19 protein-coding genes and 2 pseudogenes are annotated in these 21,360 nt (G+C 41.6%); 6 read left to right on the top strand and 15 right to left on the bottom strand.

What is annotated here, in order from left to right; all coding sequences use genetic code 11:
• Positions 1 to 33 precede the first annotated feature (33 nt).
• Both EWV60_RS09970 and ccsB read right to left on the bottom strand, forming a co-directional pair.
• Complete coding sequence (locus tag EWV60_RS09970; RefSeq protein ID WP_002750102.1) at positions 34 to 927, bottom strand: aspartoacylase; 894 nt, start codon at positions 925 to 927, stop codon at positions 34 to 36.
• Positions 928 to 1,055: 128 nt separating this feature from the next.
• Positions 1,056 to 2,042 carry a c-type cytochrome biogenesis protein CcsB gene (gene ccsB / locus EWV60_RS09965; RefSeq protein WP_002750103.1) on the bottom strand — a complete coding sequence of 329 codons (987 nt, stop codon included), beginning with the start codon at positions 2,040 to 2,042 and terminating at the stop codon, positions 1,056 to 1,058.
• A gap of 132 nt (positions 2,043 to 2,174) precedes the next feature.
• Between ccsB and ftsH the strand changes: the two genes are divergently transcribed.
• A complete protein-coding gene (ftsH, locus tag EWV60_RS09960) occupies positions 2,175 to 4,139 on the top strand; it encodes an ATP-dependent zinc metalloprotease FtsH (RefSeq protein ID WP_287232125.1) in 1,965 nt (654 codons plus the stop codon).
• A 196-nt stretch (positions 4,140 to 4,335) separates the two neighbouring features.
• On the opposite strand, the gene EWV60_RS09955 is transcribed toward ftsH, so the two are convergent.
• From EWV60_RS09955 to EWV60_RS09945, 3 genes are all read right to left on the bottom strand, one after another.
• The gene (locus EWV60_RS09955; RefSeq protein WP_287232123.1) at positions 4,336 to 6,252 is read right to left on the bottom strand and encodes a hypothetical protein; all 1,917 of its coding nucleotides are present in this window, start codon (positions 6,250 to 6,252) and stop codon (positions 4,336 to 4,338) included.
• Complete coding sequence (locus tag EWV60_RS09950; RefSeq protein ID WP_103111515.1) at positions 6,221 to 6,574, bottom strand: hypothetical protein; 354 nt, start codon at positions 6,572 to 6,574, stop codon at positions 6,221 to 6,223. Before EWV60_RS09950 ends, EWV60_RS09955 begins: the two co-directional genes overlap by 32 nt.
• Before the next feature lie 111 nt (positions 6,575 to 6,685).
• On the bottom strand, positions 6,686 to 7,237 hold the full coding sequence (locus tag EWV60_RS09945) for a thioredoxin family protein (RefSeq protein WP_002750106.1): 552 nt from the start codon (positions 7,235 to 7,237) through the stop codon (positions 6,686 to 6,688).
• Positions 7,238 to 7,340: 103 nt separating this feature from the next.
• On the opposite strand from EWV60_RS09945, the gene EWV60_RS09940 reads away from it, so the two are divergent.
• The 3 genes from EWV60_RS09940 to EWV60_RS09930 all read left to right on the top strand — a co-directional run bounded on the left by EWV60_RS09940 (position 7,341) and on the right by EWV60_RS09930 (position 9,689).
• Positions 7,341 to 7,607, top strand: a complete 267-nt coding sequence (locus tag EWV60_RS09940) for a ssr2422 family thylakoid membrane protein (protein ID WP_002740128.1) — start codon at positions 7,341 to 7,343, stop codon at positions 7,605 to 7,607.
• A gap of 32 nt (positions 7,608 to 7,639) precedes the next feature.
• Positions 7,640 to 8,044, top strand: coding sequence for an NIL domain-containing protein (locus tag EWV60_RS09935; RefSeq protein ID WP_002739790.1), 405 nt, complete (start codon positions 7,640 to 7,642; stop codon positions 8,042 to 8,044).
• A gap of 235 nt (positions 8,045 to 8,279) precedes the next feature.
• The gene (locus EWV60_RS09930) at positions 8,280 to 9,689 is read left to right on the top strand and encodes an isochorismate synthase (protein ID WP_287232122.1); all 1,410 of its coding nucleotides are present in this window, start codon (positions 8,280 to 8,282) and stop codon (positions 9,687 to 9,689) included.
• Between the two features lie 11 nt (positions 9,690 to 9,700).
• Here EWV60_RS09930 and EWV60_RS09925 read toward each other — a convergent pair whose 3' ends face one another.
• The 9 genes and pseudogenes from EWV60_RS09925 to EWV60_RS09880 form a co-directional block, all read right to left on the bottom strand.
• Positions 9,701 to 11,077, bottom strand: a complete 1,377-nt coding sequence (locus EWV60_RS09925) for an aldehyde dehydrogenase (RefSeq protein WP_287232121.1) — start codon at positions 11,075 to 11,077, stop codon at positions 9,701 to 9,703.
• 31 nt (positions 11,078 to 11,108) lie between these two features.
• Complete coding sequence (locus EWV60_RS09920; protein WP_287232120.1) at positions 11,109 to 12,587, bottom strand: Ig-like domain-containing domain; 1,479 nt, start codon at positions 12,585 to 12,587, stop codon at positions 11,109 to 11,111.
• 39 nt (positions 12,588 to 12,626) lie between these two features.
• Complete coding sequence (locus EWV60_RS09915) at positions 12,627 to 13,418, bottom strand: TIGR03943 family putative permease subunit (RefSeq protein ID WP_002750118.1); 792 nt, start codon at positions 13,416 to 13,418, stop codon at positions 12,627 to 12,629.
• A gap of 24 nt (positions 13,419 to 13,442) precedes the next feature.
• On the bottom strand, positions 13,443 to 14,453 hold the full coding sequence (locus EWV60_RS09910) for a permease (protein WP_002750120.1): 1,011 nt from the start codon (positions 14,451 to 14,453) through the stop codon (positions 13,443 to 13,445).
• Between the two features lie 257 nt (positions 14,454 to 14,710).
• Entirely contained in the window at positions 14,711 to 15,520 is an 810-nt protein-coding gene (larE, locus tag EWV60_RS09905) for an ATP-dependent sacrificial sulfur transferase LarE (RefSeq protein ID WP_002740227.1), read from the bottom strand.
• Between the two features lie 215 nt (positions 15,521 to 15,735).
• A complete protein-coding gene (locus EWV60_RS09900; RefSeq protein WP_287232141.1) occupies positions 15,736 to 15,873 on the bottom strand; it encodes a type II toxin-antitoxin system RelE family toxin in 138 nt (45 codons plus the stop codon).
• A gap of 212 nt (positions 15,874 to 16,085) precedes the next feature.
• A pseudogene (locus EWV60_RS23185) lies at positions 16,086 to 16,467 on the bottom strand (DUF4351 domain-containing protein); the annotation flags it as partial.
• 57 nt (positions 16,468 to 16,524) lie between these two features.
• Positions 16,525 to 17,416, bottom strand: a pseudogene (locus tag EWV60_RS09885) (DUF4351 domain-containing protein).
• 57 nt (positions 17,417 to 17,473) lie between these two features.
• Positions 17,474 to 18,412 (bottom strand): DUF4351 domain-containing protein, encoded by a 939-nt coding sequence (locus EWV60_RS09880; RefSeq protein WP_287232112.1) that lies wholly within the window; start codon positions 18,410 to 18,412, stop codon positions 17,474 to 17,476.
• A 150-nt stretch (positions 18,413 to 18,562) separates the two neighbouring features.
• Between EWV60_RS09880 and EWV60_RS09875 the strand changes: the two genes are divergently transcribed.
• A complete protein-coding gene (locus EWV60_RS09875; protein ID WP_287232110.1) occupies positions 18,563 to 20,269 on the top strand; it encodes a potassium channel family protein in 1,707 nt (568 codons plus the stop codon).
• Positions 20,266 to 20,520: a hypothetical protein gene (locus EWV60_RS09870; RefSeq protein ID WP_002750132.1), complete on the top strand. Its 255-nt coding sequence runs from the start codon at positions 20,266 to 20,268 to the stop codon at positions 20,518 to 20,520. The genes EWV60_RS09875 and EWV60_RS09870 overlap by 4 nt, the downstream gene beginning before the upstream one ends.
• 117 nt (positions 20,521 to 20,637) lie before the next feature.
• Here EWV60_RS09870 and EWV60_RS09865 read toward each other — a convergent pair whose 3' ends face one another.
• Complete coding sequence (locus EWV60_RS09865; protein ID WP_287232108.1) at positions 20,638 to 21,249, bottom strand: Uma2 family endonuclease; 612 nt, start codon at positions 21,247 to 21,249, stop codon at positions 20,638 to 20,640.
• Positions 21,250 to 21,360 lie beyond the last annotated feature (111 nt).

Raw genomic sequence — 21,360 nt, 5'->3', positions numbered from 1 at the left:
CTGTTTTTTGTCAGTAAAACTGCTGTGGAGGTACTAATTAATATCGATTTGTTTTTTTTCTGTCCAACAAAGGGCGATTCCCTTTTCTTTGTAGGAAGATTCTCCGACAAAGATAGGATATAATTCAGATTCACCACGATAGATAATTTCCTGACCATCAAATCCTAGAAAAATCGGTTGATTGGGTTGAATTGCCTGATAATCTCGTTGGAGAATCTGAGGATGTAACATGGCTTTAATTTCACCCTGTTCATCCCTAGGATAATCGATCGAGCCTAAACGTTGGTAAACTGTTAGGGATTCGCTGAAAGTATCGAGATGGGCAGCGAGATAATTTTCCTGTTCGATGTAGTCTAGGATTTGATAAATGAGTGTTTCGGTTTGACGAAAAAGATAGGGACAGATGACACCATGGTTAATTGGACCGATTTCTAGGGTAAAAGCTAGGGGACAAATTCCTTTCAGAAAATGATTTTCTTCCTCGCTGACGGGATGATAAATTAAGCGCACATCAGGATTAATTTTAGTCAGATAGGTAAAGAGTTTTAATAGCCAAGGATGGGGATTAGAATAAATAATCGCCAGCATCATGTTAGATGTGGTGCTGTGAATATCGATTAATAAATCAATGGATTTTTCTCGGATTTCTTTGACTATTTTTTTGGCTCGTTTTTGTTCGTATTGCTGACAATCGGGATTCACTAAATCTTTCTGGTTAAAACAACGATTTAAATCCGTATCGATATATCTAACTCGTTGCTTTAGGGCCAAGGGGTTAGCGATGAGACTGTGGGATTGAAAACTGCTGCGAGCAATAAGATTAGGTGAGTTTTGCAGGTATTTAACCAAATAAGCGGGAGTTAGTTCATTGCCATGCACACCGGCAATTAAAGCCAGATTTTTAATAGTAGTTTTCTGATCGATCATTTTTTATAAGTTTTGAGAATTTGTAATTATTTATCTAGGGCAAAATTGCCGTAATTAAATAACAATTATAAGCCTTAAAAAAGGGTAGTCTAGAGGGGCAGGTTTGCCAACCCACCCCTATAACTGATTTAGAAAAACCAACCGTAGGAATGAAGACCTTTACCTAAAAGATTCACTCCTAAATAACATACCCAAACCACAACAAAACCACTCGCTGCTAGAATAGCTGGTTTTCTTCCCTGCCATCCCCGGGTAATGCGGGCATGGAGATAAGCGGCAAACACTAACCAAGTGATTAGCGCCCAAGTTTCTTTCGGATCCCAACTCCAATAGGAACCCCAAGCTTCATTCGCCCAAACTGCTCCGGCGATGATACCGATAGTGAGAAGGGGAAAACCGAGACCAATGACCCGATAACTGATATTATCGAGGGTTTCCGCCAAGCTAAGACGTTGGGGCGAAAGAGTCGCCATCGCTGTTAGGGTGGGAGTTAAAAGGGCGGTTGTGCCACCGTTAGCCGTTTCCATGAAAACTGGCGCAGAAAGAGTGGTAGATAACTTATTTTGGAGACGATAGGCTCCCGTACCCACGGAACTGCCTTTTAACTCGATATTTTGACCTCTCGTGACGATCAGAAAAGCGATCGCCATCAGGGAACCCACCATCAAAGCAGCATAACTTAACATCATGACGCTAACGTGCATCATCAACCAATTCGATTTTAAAGCCGGAACCAAGGGTGCCGAAGTTTGCATTTCTCCGGGTAAGGACAAAGTGGCAAAAGCGGTAATCCCCATGGCTACAGGAGTCGTCACCACCCCCACCAGGCGACTGCGGCTAGTGTACTCAGCAATTAAATGAACCGCAGTTACACCCCAAGCGAGAAAGAATAAAGATTCGTAAAGATTGCTAATGGGGAAATAACCCGCTTCTAACCAACGCGCTCCCAATAAAGCGGCGATACAGAGGTTAGCGATGGCCACTCCTGTGCTGCCCAGGCCCGGCAACAAAGGTATGCTAGGAAAGGCTGTCCCGGCCCAATAAACCAGCATGGTTAAAAACAGGACTAAAAAAGAAGTGTTATCGAGAAAGTTCTCTAAGCTAACTAAATTCATGGGATTTCTCTCGTTTGTCGCTCGCTCGCTACCAAGTATTCCATCCTCTATCCTATCCCATCGGTAAGGCGATCGAGATAGGGAATTGTTAGTATGAACTTTGCATTTTCACTCTGACCCACCCTAAAAATTATGACTAATCAAGAAGATAATCAATTTTCCTGGTCACGGTTGCCGCGGTTAGGCAAAATCCTGATCATTTGTTCTGGTGTTGCCGCTTTAGGCTATTTTCTTATCCCTCGTCCCTCAGAATTATCCAATATTCCCCTCGAACCCTACAGCGAATTTATCAATAAAGTGGAACGGGGCGACATCAGTAGGGTCAGAATTGGCAATCAAGTCATCTTGTATCAATTAAAAAATCCTTTAGAATCCCTGGCTATTCCGGGTAATCCCCCCCTTAATCCCCCAGAATCAAGTAATCCCTTTCACAGTGATTCTAGTTCTCTGGCCAGCAAACCAAGCAGTAATCTAGCCCCCGGACGAGTATTGGCCACAATTCCAGTCGATAACCCCCAATTACCCCAACTATTACAGCAAAAAGGCGTAATATTCGAGGCGATTCCCGTAGCCGAAAACAGTTGGATCAGCACTCTCCTCGCTTGGGTGGTTCCCCCCTTAATTTTAGTCGCCGCTATGCAGTTTCTGCTCTATCGCAACGATGACACGCGTAAATCGCTGCTTTTTAACAAAAATCTCGCTAAAGTTTACGGAGACGACGAAAAATATCCGATTACCTTCACTGATGTGGCCGGGGCCGAGGAAGCAAAAACCGAGTTAAAGGAAATCGTCGAATTTCTCAAGGATGCCGAGCGCTTTAATAAAATTGGGGCGCGTATTCCTAAGGGTGTTCTCTTAGTCGGACCGCCGGGGACAGGAAAAACCCTCTTAGCAAAAGCGGTCGCGGGAGAAGCGGGAGTAACTTTTTTTAGCATTTCGGCCTCGGAATTTGTGGAATTATTTGTCGGCACTGGGGCAGCCCGGGTGCGGGATCTATTTGCCCAAGCGAAGAAAAATGCCCCTAGCATCATTTTTATTGATGAATTGGACGCGATCGGTAAATCAAGAAGTTCGGGATCGGGAACTAGCGGCAGTAATGATGAGCGCGAGCAGACTTTAAACCAACTTTTGACAGAAATGGACGGTTTTAGCCCCAAAGAAGCCGTCGTCATCGTTTTAGCCGCCACCAATCGCCCGGAGACTCTTGATGCCGCTTTATTGCGTCCGGGGCGCTTTGATCGCCAAGTTTTGGTGGATCGTCCCGATTTAGCGGGACGATTGGCAATTTTGGAAATATACGCCCAACGAGTCCAGATGGGTGAAGATGTTAACCTCAAAGCGATCGCCACCCAAACCCCCGGTTTTGCCGGTGCCGATTTAGCCAACCTCGTCAATGAGGCTGCCCTCTTGGCTGCCCGTAATAATCGGGAAAAAGTCAGTCAAATCGACTTTAAAGAGGCGATAGAAAGAGTTATCGCTGGCTTAGAAAAGAAAAGTCGGGTTTTATCGGAAAAAGAAAAGAAAATCGTCGCTTATCACGAGGTCGGCCATGCTTTAGTTGGTGCTGTTATGCCGGGAGGTGGTCGCGTCGAGAAAATTTCCATCGTTCCCCGGGGTTTATCCGCTTTGGGTTATACCCTGAAAATTCCCACGGAAGACCGTTTTTTGATGACAGAAACCGAATTTAAAGAACAAATTACTATGTTATTGGGCGGTCGGGCAGCCGAAGAATTAATCTTTGGCAGTGTTACTAATGGCGCTTCCGATGATTTACAAAGGGCGACGGATATTGCGGAAAGAATGGTGACAATTTATGGTATGAGTAAATCCTTGGGTCCCCTAGCCTACGATAAAACAGGACAGGCTAATTTTTTAGGTAATAATCAGGGTAGTCCCCGGCGTTCGATCGGGGAAAATACGGCGAAAGTGATCGATGAAGAGGTTAAACAAATTATCGACGCTAGTTACCAAAAAGCCCTAGCAATTCTTAGTTATAACCGCAATTTATTAGAGTCGATTACCGCTAATCTTTTGACCACGGAAGTAATCGAAGGAGAAGAATTGCAAGAGTTATTAAATCAAGCGCAAATGGTCTGAGCAATCCTCATAAACAGGGTCTGCTGAAAAAGTTTTTCGTGGGGACAGGGTGTGGGGTGTGGGGTGTGGGGTGTGGGGAGAACAAAGCTGCCTTTTGCCTTTTGCCTTTTGCCTTTTGCCTTTTGCCTTTTGCCTTTTGCCTTTTGCCTCTCCTCATAACTAGGGTCTGCTGAATAAATAGTCGAGAATATCTAACTTAAGGAGAAGACAGAATCAAAGCATTAGAAAATTGATATTTCCCTGCTTTGACGGTTAATTTGCCCTCTTTCCATCCTAAAGAAACGGGAGAGTTATCTCGACTTAAACTGTTATAAAGGGCGAAATTTTTTGACCAATCGTGCTTTTGACCGTTACGAATTAACATCGGCAGTAGATTGATTTGATTATAGGTAAATTGTAAACTCTGCCCTTGACTGCCTTTAAATAAAACCCTGCCTTGCTTAATTTGAGTTAAATTTACTTGACTTTTTTGCTTAAATATGCTCTTGAAATTCTCATAACTACCCTGGGTTGCCGCTTCCCCCACTTCCAGAGCAAAACCCGCATAATTGTTACCTGTGGGTAAAGCTTGGTAGGTATTATCATCGGGATAAGGGGAATTAGGAATCTCGATCATTTCAGGAGAAGAAAGATTTATTAATCTCAGGGCTAACCAAGTTTTTTCTAATTGAATAAACCAGATATTATCATCTTTTTCTACCTTGGCAGTTTTCGGTAATTGCCAGAAAAAAGCTTGGTCTGCTGGACGTAACCAGATTAAAAGATTACGATATTGTCCGATTTCATCCCCGGGATTTTTGCCCGGTTTTACGCCATTTTTGCCAGTGTTAGCCACAAAAAAATCCACACCTTTGTGTTGATTAAAGGCCATTAATTTAAACGGGGCCACATCGCCATCGGGGAAAGTTCCCGCCAGACTACCCATTTGATAACTAGCCCCAATAAATTGAGTTTCCCAATAACCCGGACTCTGATTATTGCCCGGTTTCCAGTTTTCATATAGGGGTTTACTGGCGAGAATTTCTACCGGTTTATTAAAGTTTTTTCGGGCTAATTCCATCACTGCTAAAGGAGGACGATAATGACTGGTAATTAGATAAAGAGAGTCCAATTCTGGACGATTATTGGCGACAGGAGTATCACCAAAGTATAACCAAAAAGTGCGACCTGCGTGTGATCGCATTACGCCATGGCCATCACCATAATCACGTTTTACAGGGCCACCCCAACCACCCCGATAATATTTAACACTAGCGGCCATGGATAACCAATCTAAGGCCATTTTTGCCCATTGTTTAACTTCCGTATCTTGAGAAAAATCGTAGAGATTGAGATAGGCAGCAAAGGTATGACCTTGATAAACTTCTGAATCCCATTCTCCCATACCGATGTTATATAAAGCTGAAACGTAGCGCTTAATTTTACTTTTATAAAGTTGACGAGTTGCCTCATTTCCTGTTTCTTCGGCCATCAGATAAACCGATGTTTCGCGCATCGCTCGCAGGTTATCAGTATTGCGACTATCTACCCATAAACCCCGTCTTTTCATACTCCAATCATTACCCGTTCCTTGGCCGGTGCCGTGGATAGGATGGGGCCGTTGTAAAGGGTCGGTTTCTGTCCAAATTTTCGCCGCATTATACATTCTCTGACGATAAACTGGATCGAGATACTTTCCGAGAAGAAAATATTTTCTAATTTGTCCTTTTAGGGTAAAAGAAAAATAATAATCTATATAATCAGTGTGGGACTGTTCCCGTTTTTGTGGGTCATCCTGCTGCAGGAAATCTAGGGCTTTTTGCCTGTTTCCTGCCAAGAAATCAAACATGGCCATAGCATAGGATTTTTTCTCGTTTTCTCCCCACAAATTGCCATAACTTTCTGCCCTAGCAAAACGGTTAATAACTTGCTTTGCCCTTTGTTGAAATTCTGCCTCTAATTCCGGTGTCCAATCGTTAAGATATTGGGCTTCAACTTCGGCAACAGGGAAGGAAGCTATCGAGTTTTGAGAAACCGAATAGAGGGAGTTAAAGCCTACAGTAAATAGGGCAATGATTCCCGCTAAAATTAGATATTTAATTCTAGATCCAATCGTCATCTTCGGCAAATTCATCGATGTTTCCTTGATTTTCTGGGGACTGAGTTTGATTCTCTTTATCTAATTGTAAAGGAACTGGTTCAGGAGCGATAATTTCTGGTAATAATTCTTCGGGTTTTTGACCATCTACCTCCACCACAATTATTTCTGTGACGGGAAACCAAAGTAGGCGGCCTTGATCGTCACAAACCGTCACCGATCGCGATTTATCTGGAGTCTCGGTTGCGAAGAAATCTCCTAACATTTTGGTGGGTAAAATATTCTTACTTTCACCCCCACTAACTCCTAGGAATATATATTCGTTACCTGTGGTCAAATGTTGAACAATAATCGCCATAGTTAAAAGGTTTTAGTCAATGAAATGTACTGATTGATAGTTGACTCTTGAATGATAGCTTTCAGCCCGAAGCTTTCCAATGATAACTGATAACTGCTTACTGCTTACTGCTTACTGTTTAACTTGACTGCCGTGACTGCGGGGATCGGTTTGACTAGCACCCACAAGGATATTAAAATCAGAAGTCTCTCCCGTAGTGGTGGCATAGGGTAGGGTAGAATTAGTTAAAAGTGCTTCTAAATTAGCAGTTAAAATTGATTTTGGTTGTTCTCCGATCGCTTGGGCAACCGGTTGTCCTTGGTTATTTAAAAATACAAAATGGGGAATCCCATCCACACGATAACGGAGAATTTCCGGCAACCATTTATTATTATCAACGTTGAGCATAACAAAATTAATGGCATTACCGTATTGTTTTTTAATTTCGGCAATTTCAGGGGCCATCGCCTGACAACTGGTACACCAATTAGCATAAAATTCTGTCAGGGTGGGTTTACCATTGCTGACGGCAAGATCGAAAGGTGTCGCTTTTTCCGCTTGCGCTTCCAAAGATACGGAACTAGCGGTGGTTTGAAAGCCGAAGAAAATCGCTACACTAAGGATAACTGCCGTTACTGCCAGCAGAAGATTTCTGGTTTTGTTGGTGGGTGTGGTGGCTGTCATGGATATTTAATCAAAGTTTACTTTGTCCTATTGTAACGACTGCTGCGCTCTTTTAGTATTGGTGTCGATTGAGTTACAATTAAGTTAGAGATGGGTAATAATTATGACAGAAGAAAGACTCGATCGAATAGAGGGACAGCTAAAAAGGCTAGGAGGGGACGTTCATACAATTGAGGGGCGATTAGAAACTTTAGAAAGTAACGTTCAAAACATTGAAAAAAAGCTAGGAGACGTGATCAACCAAATCCGTGAACTTAGTCTTAGCATCGATACCTACCAAAAAGCTGATCAACAGGTAGTTAATTTGGCTTTTGGTCTGATCGTTGCCGCCACTGCTACTATTGTAATTCCAGCCGTTTTCGGCAAATAAGCAAAAAAAGATTCTTTGATTGGAAAGGCTGCATGAAAAAACGCGTTACTCTCACTTTTCCCAAAAAAGCCGTCCATATGCCCGTTACCTATCGACTGGCAAAGGATTTTAACGTCGCCGCTAATATTATCCGCGCCCAAGTTGCCCCCAATCAAGTGGGAACATTAGTATTAGAATTATCGGGAGATATCGATGAGTTAGAAGCGGCGATCGAATGGTTACAATTACAAAATATTGGCGTTTCCCAAGTTAGTCGCGAAATCGTTATTGATGAAGAAAAATGCGTCGATTGTGGCTTATGTACGGGAGTTTGTCCCACGGAAGCTTTAACCCTTGATCCCGAAAGTTTTCGTCTTAAGTTTTTGCGTTCCCGTTGTGTGGTTTGTGAACAATGTATCCCCACTTGTCCCGTGGTGGCAATTTCCACAAACTTGTAAAATAGAAATTATTAAATTAATTTTTTTGCCCATTTAAATAATAGCCATCTCTGGAGATTTTAAGCCTTGATGTGTTGCCAAGAAGGTTAATCGCCACAAATATCCCGCTCGCTTTCTGCCTAAAGACCCTTTCTCCGATACCATAGTTAAAAAGAGAGCCTTGACTCTGGCCACATCTGTGGGGATTACATACCATTAATCATGGTTTTTTTGCAAAAAATACAAAAAACTTGACATGACTTCTGCCGTTCCTCGCCTTTCCTATCCTGATAGTCCGATTGCTGATCTTCGCGGCCTCTATAACTTTATCCTCAACCCGCAACTGTTAGCCGCAGAAAAGGGAAATCGGTCGATCGTCAGTTTTTGTCAAAAAATTTCCCCCCTTGATCTCCTAGAAATTCTCTCTCGGATTGCTTCTAGCTATCCCACCCATTGTTATTGGGAAAATCCCGAACGAGAAACTGCTTTTCTCGGCTACGGCATCGCTTTTACTGCTACTTTCCACGGCAAACAACGTTTTTTAAAAGCTCAAAAATTTATTGAAAACTGTCAACAAAGAATTATTAAAATTGATAACTATAGCGAGATTACTCCCCGCATCTTTTGTAGTTTCACTTTTTTCGACTCGGCAACAGCTACCCCCTTTCCCTCAGCTACCCTAACCCTGCCTAAGTTTCAAATTATCAAAAAACAATCGGAATATTTTTTCCTGACTAATCTCTTAATCACCGGCGAAAAAGAAATAGAAAACTCCCTCGAAGAAACTATTAATAACCTCAAAATTATCCAAAATAACTCCAGCAATTGCCGACAAAATCCTCACCAGGATTCCTGTAGTTATTATATTCATCCTACCTATAATTTTCAAGCGGCTGTTGCCGATGCCATCCAATCTATCCATGCTCAAAAATTTAGCAAAATTGTCCTCGCTCACGCTCTTGACGTGATTTCTCCTCGTCCTTTTCATCTGGTAAACTGTCTCGATAATTTGCGTCAGCGTCATCCCGATTGCTACACTTTTTCCCTCGGCAATGGACGGGGAGATCATTTTATCGGTGCTAGTCCCGAACGATTGTTAACTGTCCATCAGGGGCAATTAATCACCGATGCTTTAGCGGGATCCGCCCCCCGGGGAGAAAATGCGATCGAAGATGCTCTCTTTGCCAATAAACTCCTCGCTAGTGAAAAAGAACAACGGGAACATCGGGCTGTTAGTGACTTTATTAACCAAAAACTGCGACAAATTGGCTTAAATCCGCAAAATTCTCCCTCTAGATTGTTAAAACTCTCCAATATTCAACATCTCTGGACTCCTATCCATGCCAAACTAAAACCCTCTATCCATCCCCTCGAAATTGTTGCCCAACTACACCCCACTCCTGCTGTTGCTGGGGTTCCCACCGAGATCGCTTTAGCACAAATTCGTCATTATGAAACCTTTGATCGCTCTCTTTATGCCGCTCCTTTGGGTTGGATTGATTGTCACAATAATAGTGAGTTTATTGTTGGTATTCGTTCGGCATTAATTAAAGGCGATCAAGCGCGATTATACGCCGGTGCGGGTATTGTTGCCGGTTCCGATCCAGAAAAAGAACTAGCAGAAATTCAGCTTAAATTTCAAGCTCTCTTAAAAGCTTTAACCTAAACTATAGCTTTTTAGCGAACTAATAACTTAAATAAGTTTAATTTACCCTTAAAAGGCGGATATTTTAAAACAGGATTGAACCAAAGAGGTGTTTTCATAATCGCTTTCTGGTGACTAAAATTCTCAAAGGAAAAACGACCATGATAGCTACCAATACCGCTATTTCCTCGACCACCAAAGGGTAAACTAGGATTAGTAAAATGAAAACTATTGTTGTTAATACAACCTCCCCCAAACTGGACTGATTCTAACCATTTCTTTTCGGTATTTGCCTTGGTAGTAAACAGATAAAAAGCTAGAGGGTTAGGGTTTTTAGCAATAATTGCTAAAGCTTCCTCAAAAGTGCTAAAGGCAATGATCGGTAAAATTGGACCGAATATTTCCCCTTGCATAATAGGAGCATCAAGGGAAACATTAGTTAATAAAGTTGGTTGAATATATAAATTTTCTCGATCAGTTTTGCCACCAAAAACAATCTCACCATCTTTGAGCAAGTCAATCAGGCGATCAAATTGTTTATCATTAATTATCTTACCATAATCAGCACTTAATCTGGCATCTTCACCAAAAAAATTAACAATAGTATTAGCTAATTCTCTGATCAAATTCTCCTGCTGGGATTGATGTACTAAAACATAATCAGCTGCGATACACATTTGACCACAATTAGAGAATTTTGTCACGGCAATGCGACGAGTTGCCACGGAAATATTAGCATCAGCTTCGATAACACAGGGACTTTTTCCCCCTAATTCTAGAGTAACAGGAATTAACTTTTCTGCCGCTAGTTGATAAATAATTTTTCCTACCCTTGTACTGCCAGTAAAAAATATATGATCAAAGGTGAAACTGTCTAACATATTCGGAATTACTTCCGCACCATCTCCGGGTACAATTAACACATATTCTTCAGGGAATATTTCTTGAATTATTTTAATTACTAATTTTTCCGTCGCTGAGGCAAATTCACTCGGTTTTAATACCGCACAGTTACCGGCAACAATAGCACCAACTAAAGGCACTAATAACAATTGGAGGGGATAATTCCAAGCACCAATAATTAACACCACTCCCAAAGGTTCCCGAATAATTTGACTGGAGGAAGGAAAATTTAAGAGATTAGTTTTAACAGGTTTGGGTTGCATCCATGAGCGCAAATTTTTTAAAGCGTTATTAATTTCCCCCAAAAGGAAACCATTTTCAGTAATCCAACAATCTTCGGGACTTTTCTTTAAATCCCTATATAAAGCTTGATATATCTCTCCTTCATATTTAATAATTGCCTGTTTTAACTTCTCTAACTTCTGACGACGGAATTGATAGGAACGAGTGGCACCACTAACAAAATACTGACGCAATTTGGCTAATTTTTCTGAGTTTGACAGCATCGAAATAATTCCTAACTTAATGATGGTAATTCTATGGCATCCACTGGGGACGAATTCCCGCTAGAGGTAATTCAATTAAATCAGATTTACTTGCTTTCACTCCATCTTGTAGGGGAGGAATTAACATCCACAAACGACCACCGATAATTGTTTCTCCTGAGTCAGTAGTCAAGGGATTAGTCGGATTAGTATCATAACTGGTGCGAAGTTGATCAAAAATAATCGCTAAACTATCGGGAGATAAACTAATGTGAATATCACGATAATCGGCTAATTCCAGTAGGGGAGTCACTTGACCAGTCTTCACATCTATTTTAGCAAAATAGGGTTTTTCTTTGTACTCTTGACTGTTAGTAACTAACTCAGTTAACAAACAATATAAATCACTACCAGTGGCATTAAATTGACAATCTATAATCGAACCTTGTAGATTGAGTAAGCGTTTTTGTAATCCTTGATTATTGACATAAAAAAGCGATCGAATATAACGCATTTTGGCATTATCAGTATTAAAATTTACCATTGCCGCAGCCGTACCATCAGCAGAAAAATTCAAAATTCGCCCAAATTTTGGTAAAAAATCCAGGGGTTTTGTTTCAGTTTTTAAAGGCAAAAGTGCGATTCCTTCCCCCTGGGTGACAGCCAAAGTTTTACTATCAGGTGCAATCAAAAATTCTCCACCTTGAATGTTTAATTGTTTGGGTTTTTCCCCCGATTTAACTGCCCATAAATCGAAGTTAATCGGATTGCGGCGCTCAATTCTCTGCACGACAATAGTTTCCCCATCTTTAGATAAATCAAAATGATTATTTTGATAATCTTTATTGTCTAGCACTAACTCAATTTTTGGGGAAGATTGGCCAAAATCAACTTGGTAAAGCTGTAGTTCACGAATTCCCTGTATTCCCTGATTTTTCGCCACGGCCGAAAAGAGGATTTTTTTACCATCAGAGTAGAATTCAAAAGCCATAACGGTCAAATTTGCGGGGGTTAAGAGGGTTTTCTTCTCCTCGGTCAAGTTATAAAAAATTAATCTTCCCTGTTCTTCCCCATTAGTGCCAATATAGGCAAAAGCACGATCCCGACTTTTAAATTCTCTTTCAAAAATTGCCAGGGTTTGTCCTAATCGATTACCGCTGCGAAATTGTTCCCTCGCACCTTCAATTTGCAGATGATATTTTTCTCCGTAGGGAATGGGAGAGGTGAGGGTATAAGCTAATCGTCTTCCGGCCCAACTAAACTTCCCCGGCAGCGCAGGATCGATAACTAGATTTTTTTCTACACTAGCATGATCCATGGGGCGATCAAAAGTGATAATAAATGCTTGATCTTCCGCTCCAATTTCTCGATTTTCCCAGCTAAATTCCTTGACTCTTGGACCAGTTTGTAAAAGACATTGATTACCACAGCTATTACCCAACCAAATTAAGCCACCAATTACTAAGGTTAGGGATACAATTAATGTTATCGCTAATTTATCAATCGGTTGTAGTTGTAAGGTTTTCAGCATTATAGTAGATGGTTAGAAACAACTGATAACAGTTAACTGTTAATATCCGTAGGGATCCGCAGGAGTGGGTATAGGTTTCACGGATTTGGCCTTAATTACTAATTGTCTTCTGGTGGTTGATTTTCCTACCTCTACGGGTAAAGATTCCGTGGCCATTTCTCCGGTGATTTCTAACCAGGTATCATTGGGATATTGACTGCGACTTCCTGATAGTTTCACTGGTAAACCCACGGGATAAGCATCCACGGCACAACAGGTAAGAATAAAGCGACTAATTAATAAATAATTATCGGGTAATTGGGGCAATTGCACCACAAAACCTGTGACTTTTACCGGTTGTCCTGTGTAAGCATCAGGTTCAGGGTAAGCATTCAAAGTTCTTACCCATTCAATTAAACTTTTTTCCTCCGGTTTAACGGTAGTACCAAAGGATTGAGTTTGCACGCGAGTTAGGGGTAAAGATTCACTAATTCCCCTCTGTAATGCGATTTGACTACTGAGGGGCTGCGGAGCGATAAATAGGCCTAAAAGGGCAGTTATTACTAATAAACCTGAGCCAAAATGTTGGGGAAGAATGGTAATATGCGATCGATTATCGTTACTATCTAAATTAATCTTTTTTTGCCACTGTTTTAATAATGTCCAAAGCTTGACTAATCCTAGGGCAAATAAAGCAATACTGGTGATGAGAACAAGAATAAAATAATTAGGATGGATCAGTAAATTTAATTGTCCAGTTATCCAGTATTTAAATAGTAATGAACCCCAACCGATTAGGGCAATAATATCGATAAATTGGGGGGCGATTATTTTTAGACGTGATGAATTCATGGGAAAAACTATCTAGGGACTGACCTAAAATAAATAACTGTGAGCCAAGGTGAGTAAAAAAGTCATTTGCGCTGCTAAAGCAAAGAGATAAATTAACATTCTCGGTTTAAAAATAGACAACATTAAACCAATCCCTTTCAGGTCAATCATTGGACCAAACACTAGAAAAGCCAGCAGGGAACTACTGGTAAAACTAGAGGCAAAGGAGAGAGCAAAAAAAGAATCAACTGTGGAACAAATCGAAACAATTACCGCTAACAGCATCATTGCCAAGATCGAAGTAATCGGATCCTGACCCAAATTAAGAATAAATTCCCGGGGAACAAACACCTGTAAACCGGCCGCTATAGCACTTCCTAAGATTAACACTCCTCCTAATTCGCGTAATTCCATCACCACGTTTTCCAGAAAAGTTAACCAGCGCCTTTTCATCGGGATAGCTTGCACTGCCGGTAGGACAGCAGTAGCGGCAAAACTTTCGTCTAAGCGCAAAGTTTGCCCGGAATTACCGATCAGAAAAGACCCGGATTGTAGTAGTAGTGGGATAGATTCTTTTTCCGGTGTTTGCGGTTGCCAATTGAGACTTTTTGCCAAAGAGGTTTGGAGGAGTGGTCGCGGATCTTTTTGGATACTAAAGATAATCCCGATAACCGTAGCGATGAACAAAGAAAAGATAACTCGATAGAAAACAATTTCCGGTTGATCGCGAAAAGCTACCCAGGTAGACCAGATAACAATCGGGTTGATTGTCGGCGCTGCTAAGAGAAAACTAACCGCTACTGCATTCGGCATTCCTTGCACAAGTAAACGTCGCGCCACCGGCACATTGCCACACTCGCAGACGGGGAACAAAAACCCAATACATCCCCCCACAAATGCTCCTAAAACAGCATTTCGAGGCATCAAGGCAACTAGGCGACGTTCATCGACAAATATTAAAAGAATACTAGAGAGAATCACCCCTAGCAGTAAGAAAGGCATCGCTTCCACCAACAGGCTCAGGAATAGGGTAAAGGCATTTTGTAGTTGACTCATCTATCCTCGCCTTGGCAATTAGAGGTTTAAGGGTAAAGACTTAGGAACCCTAGAAAAAGGTTCATCTATCAGTTATCAGTGACCAGTTATCAGTGACCAGTTATCCGTTACAGCCTTTCTCGTCAAGATGAAGTATAACCCAATTTGGTATTGACGACCTACTCCCCAAAAGGAAAGCTTCGTACCTCATCATTAAGATAACTGTTAGAGCAGATTTGAGTTTTCAGTCCACTGTTTACTGTTTACTGACCACTGAACTAGAGGACTCGGTTAAGCTTGCCGCTTTGATAACCTTCTAGATCGAGGGTGACATAGATAAAGCCTAATTTTTGCAGATCAGCGACTAATTCGCTTAAATTTGTCCGATTAATAAAGTCGGGGATTTCTGCTGCCGGTAATTCAATCCGTGCCGTATCGCCGCTCGATCGCACCCGTAATTGACGATAACCTAATTTTCGCAGATAAATCTCTGCCCGCCCGACTCTTTGCAATTTCTCCAAGCTAATTTCCTCCCCGTAGGGAAAACGGGAACTTAAACAGGGTTGCGCCGGTTTATCCCACCAAGGTAAATTTAAGTAACGGGATAGTTGACGAACTTCGCTTTTTGTGATAGCAATTTCCGCCAAAGGTGAACGAGCGCCCCGTTCCCTAGCTGCTTGAATCCCGGGACGATAATCCCTTAAATCATCAGCATTAACGCCATCGATGACGTAGGAATAACCACGAGCGAGAGCAAGGGGTTTAAGGGTGTCGTGTAGCTCACTTTTGCAGAAATAACAGCGATTAACGGGATTACTGGTGTAATTAGGGTTATTCATTTCCTCGGTTTCCACCAATTCATGCCGAATACCGATATAATCGGCCTGAGCGATCGCTTCTTCCAATTCTTCCGGCAGTAGGGAAGGGGAAACCGCCGTAATTGCCAATGCTTGACTCCCTAGCAAATCATAGGCCACTTTGGCCACTAGGGTACTATCCACGCCCCCAGAATAGGCAATCAGAGCCTTTTCACTGGTTTGTAAGAGGTTTTGTAATTGTCCGAGTTTATCAAGTAATTGACTGTCCATGGCGGCGATTTTGGCAACTGGTTTAGGGAGACCGTTTTTTATTATATGCCGTGCCGTAATTAATCAGGGCTACCGCTCGATTTATACTGCCATAATTTTGTCAATAATTGGGCTGTCTTTGGCAATTTTTACTAGAAAATAATCTCGCTATTCTAAGGATAGGCGTTTAAAATGGGTATTAGCTTATTGCTGATCCCAATTATTTTAGTAAGTATTTAGTCATAAACTTCACTTCTATGACCTACTCTAATAATTATCCTACTCTCTCGATCAAATTCATAAATAATCCGATCATCTCCTAATCTTAATTTATAAAACCCTGACCATTCTCTCGTAAGAGGAAGGGGGGTTATCTGTTCAAAGTTGATGGCTAACCATTCAATTTTATTAAGAATCTCAGTCTGATAAAATCGGTGATCAAATCTAAATCAGTTATCGACTCTGGTTCAAAAGTAACAGAATAGCTCATTTAAGGTTCTATCCCATATATTTTATCCACCTCAGCTGCGGGAATAGTCGCTCTTCCTTGTAATCTTTTTTGTTGGATTTATAATAACTTTTCTTTAGCGGAAAAAACAGTTATAATTCTTTGACTGGCAGTAGGAGTTAGTATCCATAGTCTGGGAATATTTTCTGATAATAAGGGTTGTTGATGACGGTGAGCTTCTCTTTGTAATTGTTCCCGCACAGTAAACAGTTTAGATAAACAGGCAATAATGCCCTCAATCGTGACCGGATTGCGATAGGGTTCCAATAGACAAGGGGTTTGAGCTAATCAGCCCAATAAACCTAATTCTGGCGGTATTTCTGGGGAAGTCGGTCGAAAATAGACATCGATTTCTTGAGTTTCTGCCGTCACATCAAGGCTGGTTTTCACGTCACCGGAAGAAGCGAGAAAAGTTTCGAGGTAATCTTTCACTAAATTTATCCCAAAAAAAGCAAGTCAAGACCTAAGTTATTAAATCAGTGATGATGATTATTTTATCATCTTCAAAGCCTATTTATTAGTTCAGCCAATTAATTAAGTCAGCTTGAGTCTCAAAGTCTAGTAATGCTTCTCCTAAGTCTTCTAATTGTTCAACGGCTAGTTTTTGGATAGTTTCAGTAATATGCGGGGGCAGTTCACCAAAACGTCGGTTAAGCAAGCGTAGCACTAGGTTGGCTTCTCCTTGTTGAATCCCTTCGATTCTACCTTTTTGAATCGCTGCTTCTCTATCTTGTTCGTATAAAGGGGCTAAACGCATAATAAATTTCCTCTCCTCCTGGGTTCTTTTGGGTAAGGCTTGCAGGTTCCTACTCAAATTGTATAATAATTTTAAGGAAGCTGATTTAAAGGGATGACTAGGAGACAACGCCTCTAATTCATCAATCGCTCTGGTTCTGGTTCCTCCTCTACCTAATAATCTTAACCAAAGGGTTTCAGGGGTTTCAGGTAATTGATGCAGGACAATAATGGCTGTGGTTAATGCTGGAGGTAAAAAATGAATTCCTTCTCCCCAATCTGGATTATTGAGAGCGGAAAAAGCAGTTATAATCCTCTGACTGGCCGTAGGAGTTAGTATCCATAGTCTAGGAATCTTTTCTGCTAATAAGGGTTGTTGATGACGGTGAGCTTCTCTTTGTAATTGTTCCCGCACAGTAAACAGTTTAGATAAACAGGCAATAATGCCATCAATCGTGACCGGATTGCGATAGGGTTCCAATAGACAAGGGGTTTGAGCTAATTTGCCCAATAGGCCTAATTCGGGCGGTATTTCTGGGGAAGTCGGTCGAAAATACACATCGATTTCTTGAGTTTCTGCCGTCACGTCAAGGCTAGTTTTCACGTCACCAGAAGAAGATAGAAAGGTTTCGAGGTAGTCTTTCACTAAATTTATCCCAAAGAAAGCGAGTCAAGGCTGAAGTGATTCAATCAATGATGATGGTTATTTTATCATCTTCAAAGCCTATTTATTAGTTCAGCCAATTAATTAAGTCAGCTTGAGTCTCAAAGTCTAGTAATGCTTCTCCTAAGTCTTCTAATTTTTCTACTGAGAGTTTTTGAATAGTTTCGGTGATATGCGGGGGCAATTCACCAAAACGTCGCTTTAGTTGACGTAGCACTAACTTGGATGCTTCTTTTTGAAGTCCGATAGCTTCTCCTTGTTGAATCCCTTCGATTCTACCTTTTTGAAGTCCGATAGCTTCTCCTTGTTGAATAGCTTTTTCTCTATCTTGTTCGTATAAAGGGGCTAAACGCATGATAAATTTTCTCTCCTCCTGGGTTCTTTTGGGTAAGGCTTGCAAGTTCCTACTCAAATTGTATAATAATTTTAAGGAAGCTGATTTAAAGGGATGACTAGGAGACAAGGCCTCTAATTCATCAATCGCTCTGCTTCTGGTTCCTCCTCTACCTAATAATCTTAACCAAAGGGTTTCAGGGGTTTCAGGTAATTGATGCAGGACAATAATGGCTGTGGTTAATGCTGGAGGTAAAAAATAAATTCCTTCTCCCCAATCTGGATGATTGAGAGCGGAAAAAGCAGTTATAATCCTCTGACTGGCCGTAGGAGTTAGTATCCATAGTCTAGGGATATTTTCTGCTAATAAGGGTTGTTGATTGCGGTGAGCTTCTCTTTGTAATTGTTCCCGCACAGTAAACAGTTTAGATAAACAGGCAATAATGCCATCAATCGTGACCGGATTGCGATAGGGTTCTAATAGACAAGGGGTTTGAGCTAATCGGCCCAATAAGCCTAATTCGGGCGGTATTTTGGAGGAAGTCGGTCGAAAATACACATCAATTTCTTGAGTTTCTGCCGTCACATCAAGGCTGGTTTTCACGTCACCGGAAGAAGCAAGAAAAGTTTCGAGGTAATCTTTACTAAATTTGTCCCAAAGAAAGCGAGTCAAGGCTGAAGTGATTCAATCGATGATCAGGGTTATTTTATCATTTTAAAAGCCTGATTAGGAAAATTGGCAGCATTGCAGCTTTAGTTACAGATTTTTCCTAGTTTTTGCGCTAGAACTGAAAGGTTAATCAGCAAAAAACGCGCTCGACGAATGAAACCGCAAATCATCGTCTGTGGATTAGGTCGCACCGGTTATAAAATCTTTTGTTTACTCAAACAACAATCTGCGGCAGTAGTAGCGATTAGCGATCGCCAAATGGTCTGTGAATACCAGTCTGATATTATTATCGGCGATCCCTGCTCTCCTAAAACTCTCCTGCAAGCTGGCCTTCCGGATGCAGAAACCCTAGTTTTGGCCATCGATAACGACGCACTCAATCTGGAAATTCTCACCCGCGCAAGGATAATTAACCCGAAAATTCGGATAGTTAACCGACTATTTAACGAAACTTTAGGAGAAAGACTCGATCAAACCCTCCCTGCTCACGTTAGCATGAGCGTTGCTTCCCTAGCGGCTCCAATCTTTTCCTTTGCTGCCCTTGGTAATAAAGCTATCGGTCAATTACAGCTATTCGATCGCCTTTGGCCAATTCAAGAGATAATTATCGAGGAAAATCATCCTTGGTGGGGATTACCCCTCTACGAACTTTGGGACGATCCGGCCCGAATGTTAATCTATTATCTCCCAGCCCACGACGAAATTGATCTGGTTTCAGCAGTTCTTTTAGGCAAAAAACTCCAAACTGGCGATCATCTCATTATCGGCAATAAACCGACAATTAAGGCAAAACAGCGTTTTAAACTGCAAAAGTGGCTGAGAAATCTACTCAATCTCCGTCCCTATCAGCACTATATCCAACCGGTAATTCTTGTCACCCTTTCCCTCCTGGGGATGATTTCCCTTGCTACCATTACCTATCTCAGCGTTAATCAAAAAATTTCCCTCGTCGATTCCCTCTATTTCTCTGTCGGGATGATTACCGGCGCCGGAGGTAACGAAAAAGTCGCCGAATCTACCCCCGATAGTATCAAAATTTTTACTGTGGTCATGATGATTGTCGGTGCCGGGGTTATCGGTATCTGTTATGCTCTCCTCAACGATTTTATTCTCGGTAGTCGCTTTAAGCAGTTTTGGGATGCTACCCGCATTCCCGTCCGCAATCATCACATTATCTGTGGTTTAGGAGGTATCGGCACCCGCATTGTGCGACAATTGCACGACCAAGGCTGTGAAGTGGTGGTGATCGAATCGGACCCCAATAATCGATTTTTGCATTCCGTGCGCTCCTGGGGAATCCCCGTTATCATCGAGGATGCGCGTCTAGTGGCTACCCTAGAAACCGCTAATATTAACAACGCCGAATCTTTGATCGTGGTTACTTACGAGGATATGATTAATGTGGAGATTGCCCTCACTGCTAAAGCGATCGCTCCTAAAATTAATCTAGTTTTACGCTGCTCTCAGGAACAATTCGGGCGATCGATTCAAGAGGTTTTTGATTTTGATACGGTATTATGTCCCCGGGATCTGGCTACCTATTCCTTCGCTGCGGCCGCTTTGGGCGGTAGAATTCTCGGTAATGGCATGACCGATGATCTCCTCTGGGTTGCTTTGGCTACATTAATCACACCTAATCATCCTTTTATGGGGCAAATTATCAAGGAAGCGGCGATGAATGCCGATTTTGTGCCACTTTACCTAGAAAAACAGGGTCAAACTATCCACGGTTGGCAATTACTAGAAATTACTCTCGATCAAGGTGATATTCTTTATCTAACTATGCCGGCTATGCGTTTACAACAGGTTTGGCAAAATACTTCCCTAACTATTCCCCAATCTTTCCCCGATTTAAAATGATTTCTGGTCTTAATTATCTGAGCAAAGCTAGTTATCGCTGTATCTTGAGTTTAGGCAGTGCCGGCAGTATTTTAAGTCTCGCTAGTGCCAGCAGCATTTTAAGTCTGGTTAGTATCGGCAGTATGCTCAGTATTGGCAGTGTCGGCAGTATTCTCAGTATTGGCAGTGTTGGCAGTATTCTAAGTGTCGGCAGTGTCGGCAGTATATTTGGCATCTTTCAATATCATTCTCTGCCTAACTATCCAGAGTAGTTCTAATGAACTACTAATCGCCGCTTCTTTGTCGATGGCGGTTTTATAAGTTTAAACTGTGGGGCGATCGCTTTTTATGCAAACAAAATAGAAAGGGTATTAATCGGATTAAGCGATTTATGAAACTGCGGCAAAACTAACACGACGATAAATTTCTAGCAAGGGAAGTTCAACGTTTAAACTCTCCAGAGGGATTATTTGACTAAGTTGATCGTAGGTTTGTAGTTGCCAGCGATCGCTCTGTGCGAGTCTAAAATATTGCTCAATGTAGGGTTCAGTTTGACTAACGAGCAGATATTCACAAAAACTTGGCAGGGAACGATATTTTCTAAATTTATCACCTCGATCATAGGCTTCCGTGGCGGGGGAAAGCACCTCTACAATAAATAAAGGATTAAGAATTTCGTCTTTGCGATCGCCGTTAAATTCCGGTTCATGGTTAACGATCATGAGATCGGTATAGGTTCCACAATTATATTCAGGAATCCACAGCCGCAGATCGCTGTTATACAGGCGAAAATCCCTATCTCTTAATAAAAATCCCAAAAAAACCGAGATATTGATCGCGATTGCGCTGTGGGTTGCGGTTCCTCCAGGCATAAGAATCATTTCTCCATGGCAATATTCATAACGTTCCTGAGAAGTTTCAGCGATCGCCCGATATGCTTCCAAAGTGACAGGGGTTTTGGTGACTGTCGCAATAGTTGGTTTTTCTTGAGCGATAATCATGTTTGTCTTTCTCCGATATTCTATTAATTAATTTTATGGTTATTTTTTAGGGATTGTGGGGAAGCGATCGCTTTTTATCAAAATAGAATTAGAATGGCGATCGCAGTTTTT

The organism is Microcystis sp. Msp_OC_L_20101000_S702, from assembly GCF_007095705.1.
GTDB classification, from domain to species: Bacteria; Cyanobacteriota; Cyanobacteriia; order Cyanobacteriales; family Microcystaceae; genus Microcystis; species Microcystis ichthyoblabe_A.
The sequence above is the reverse complement of the archived record's forward strand: the minus strand, read 5'-3'. Positions and strand labels throughout refer to the sequence as shown.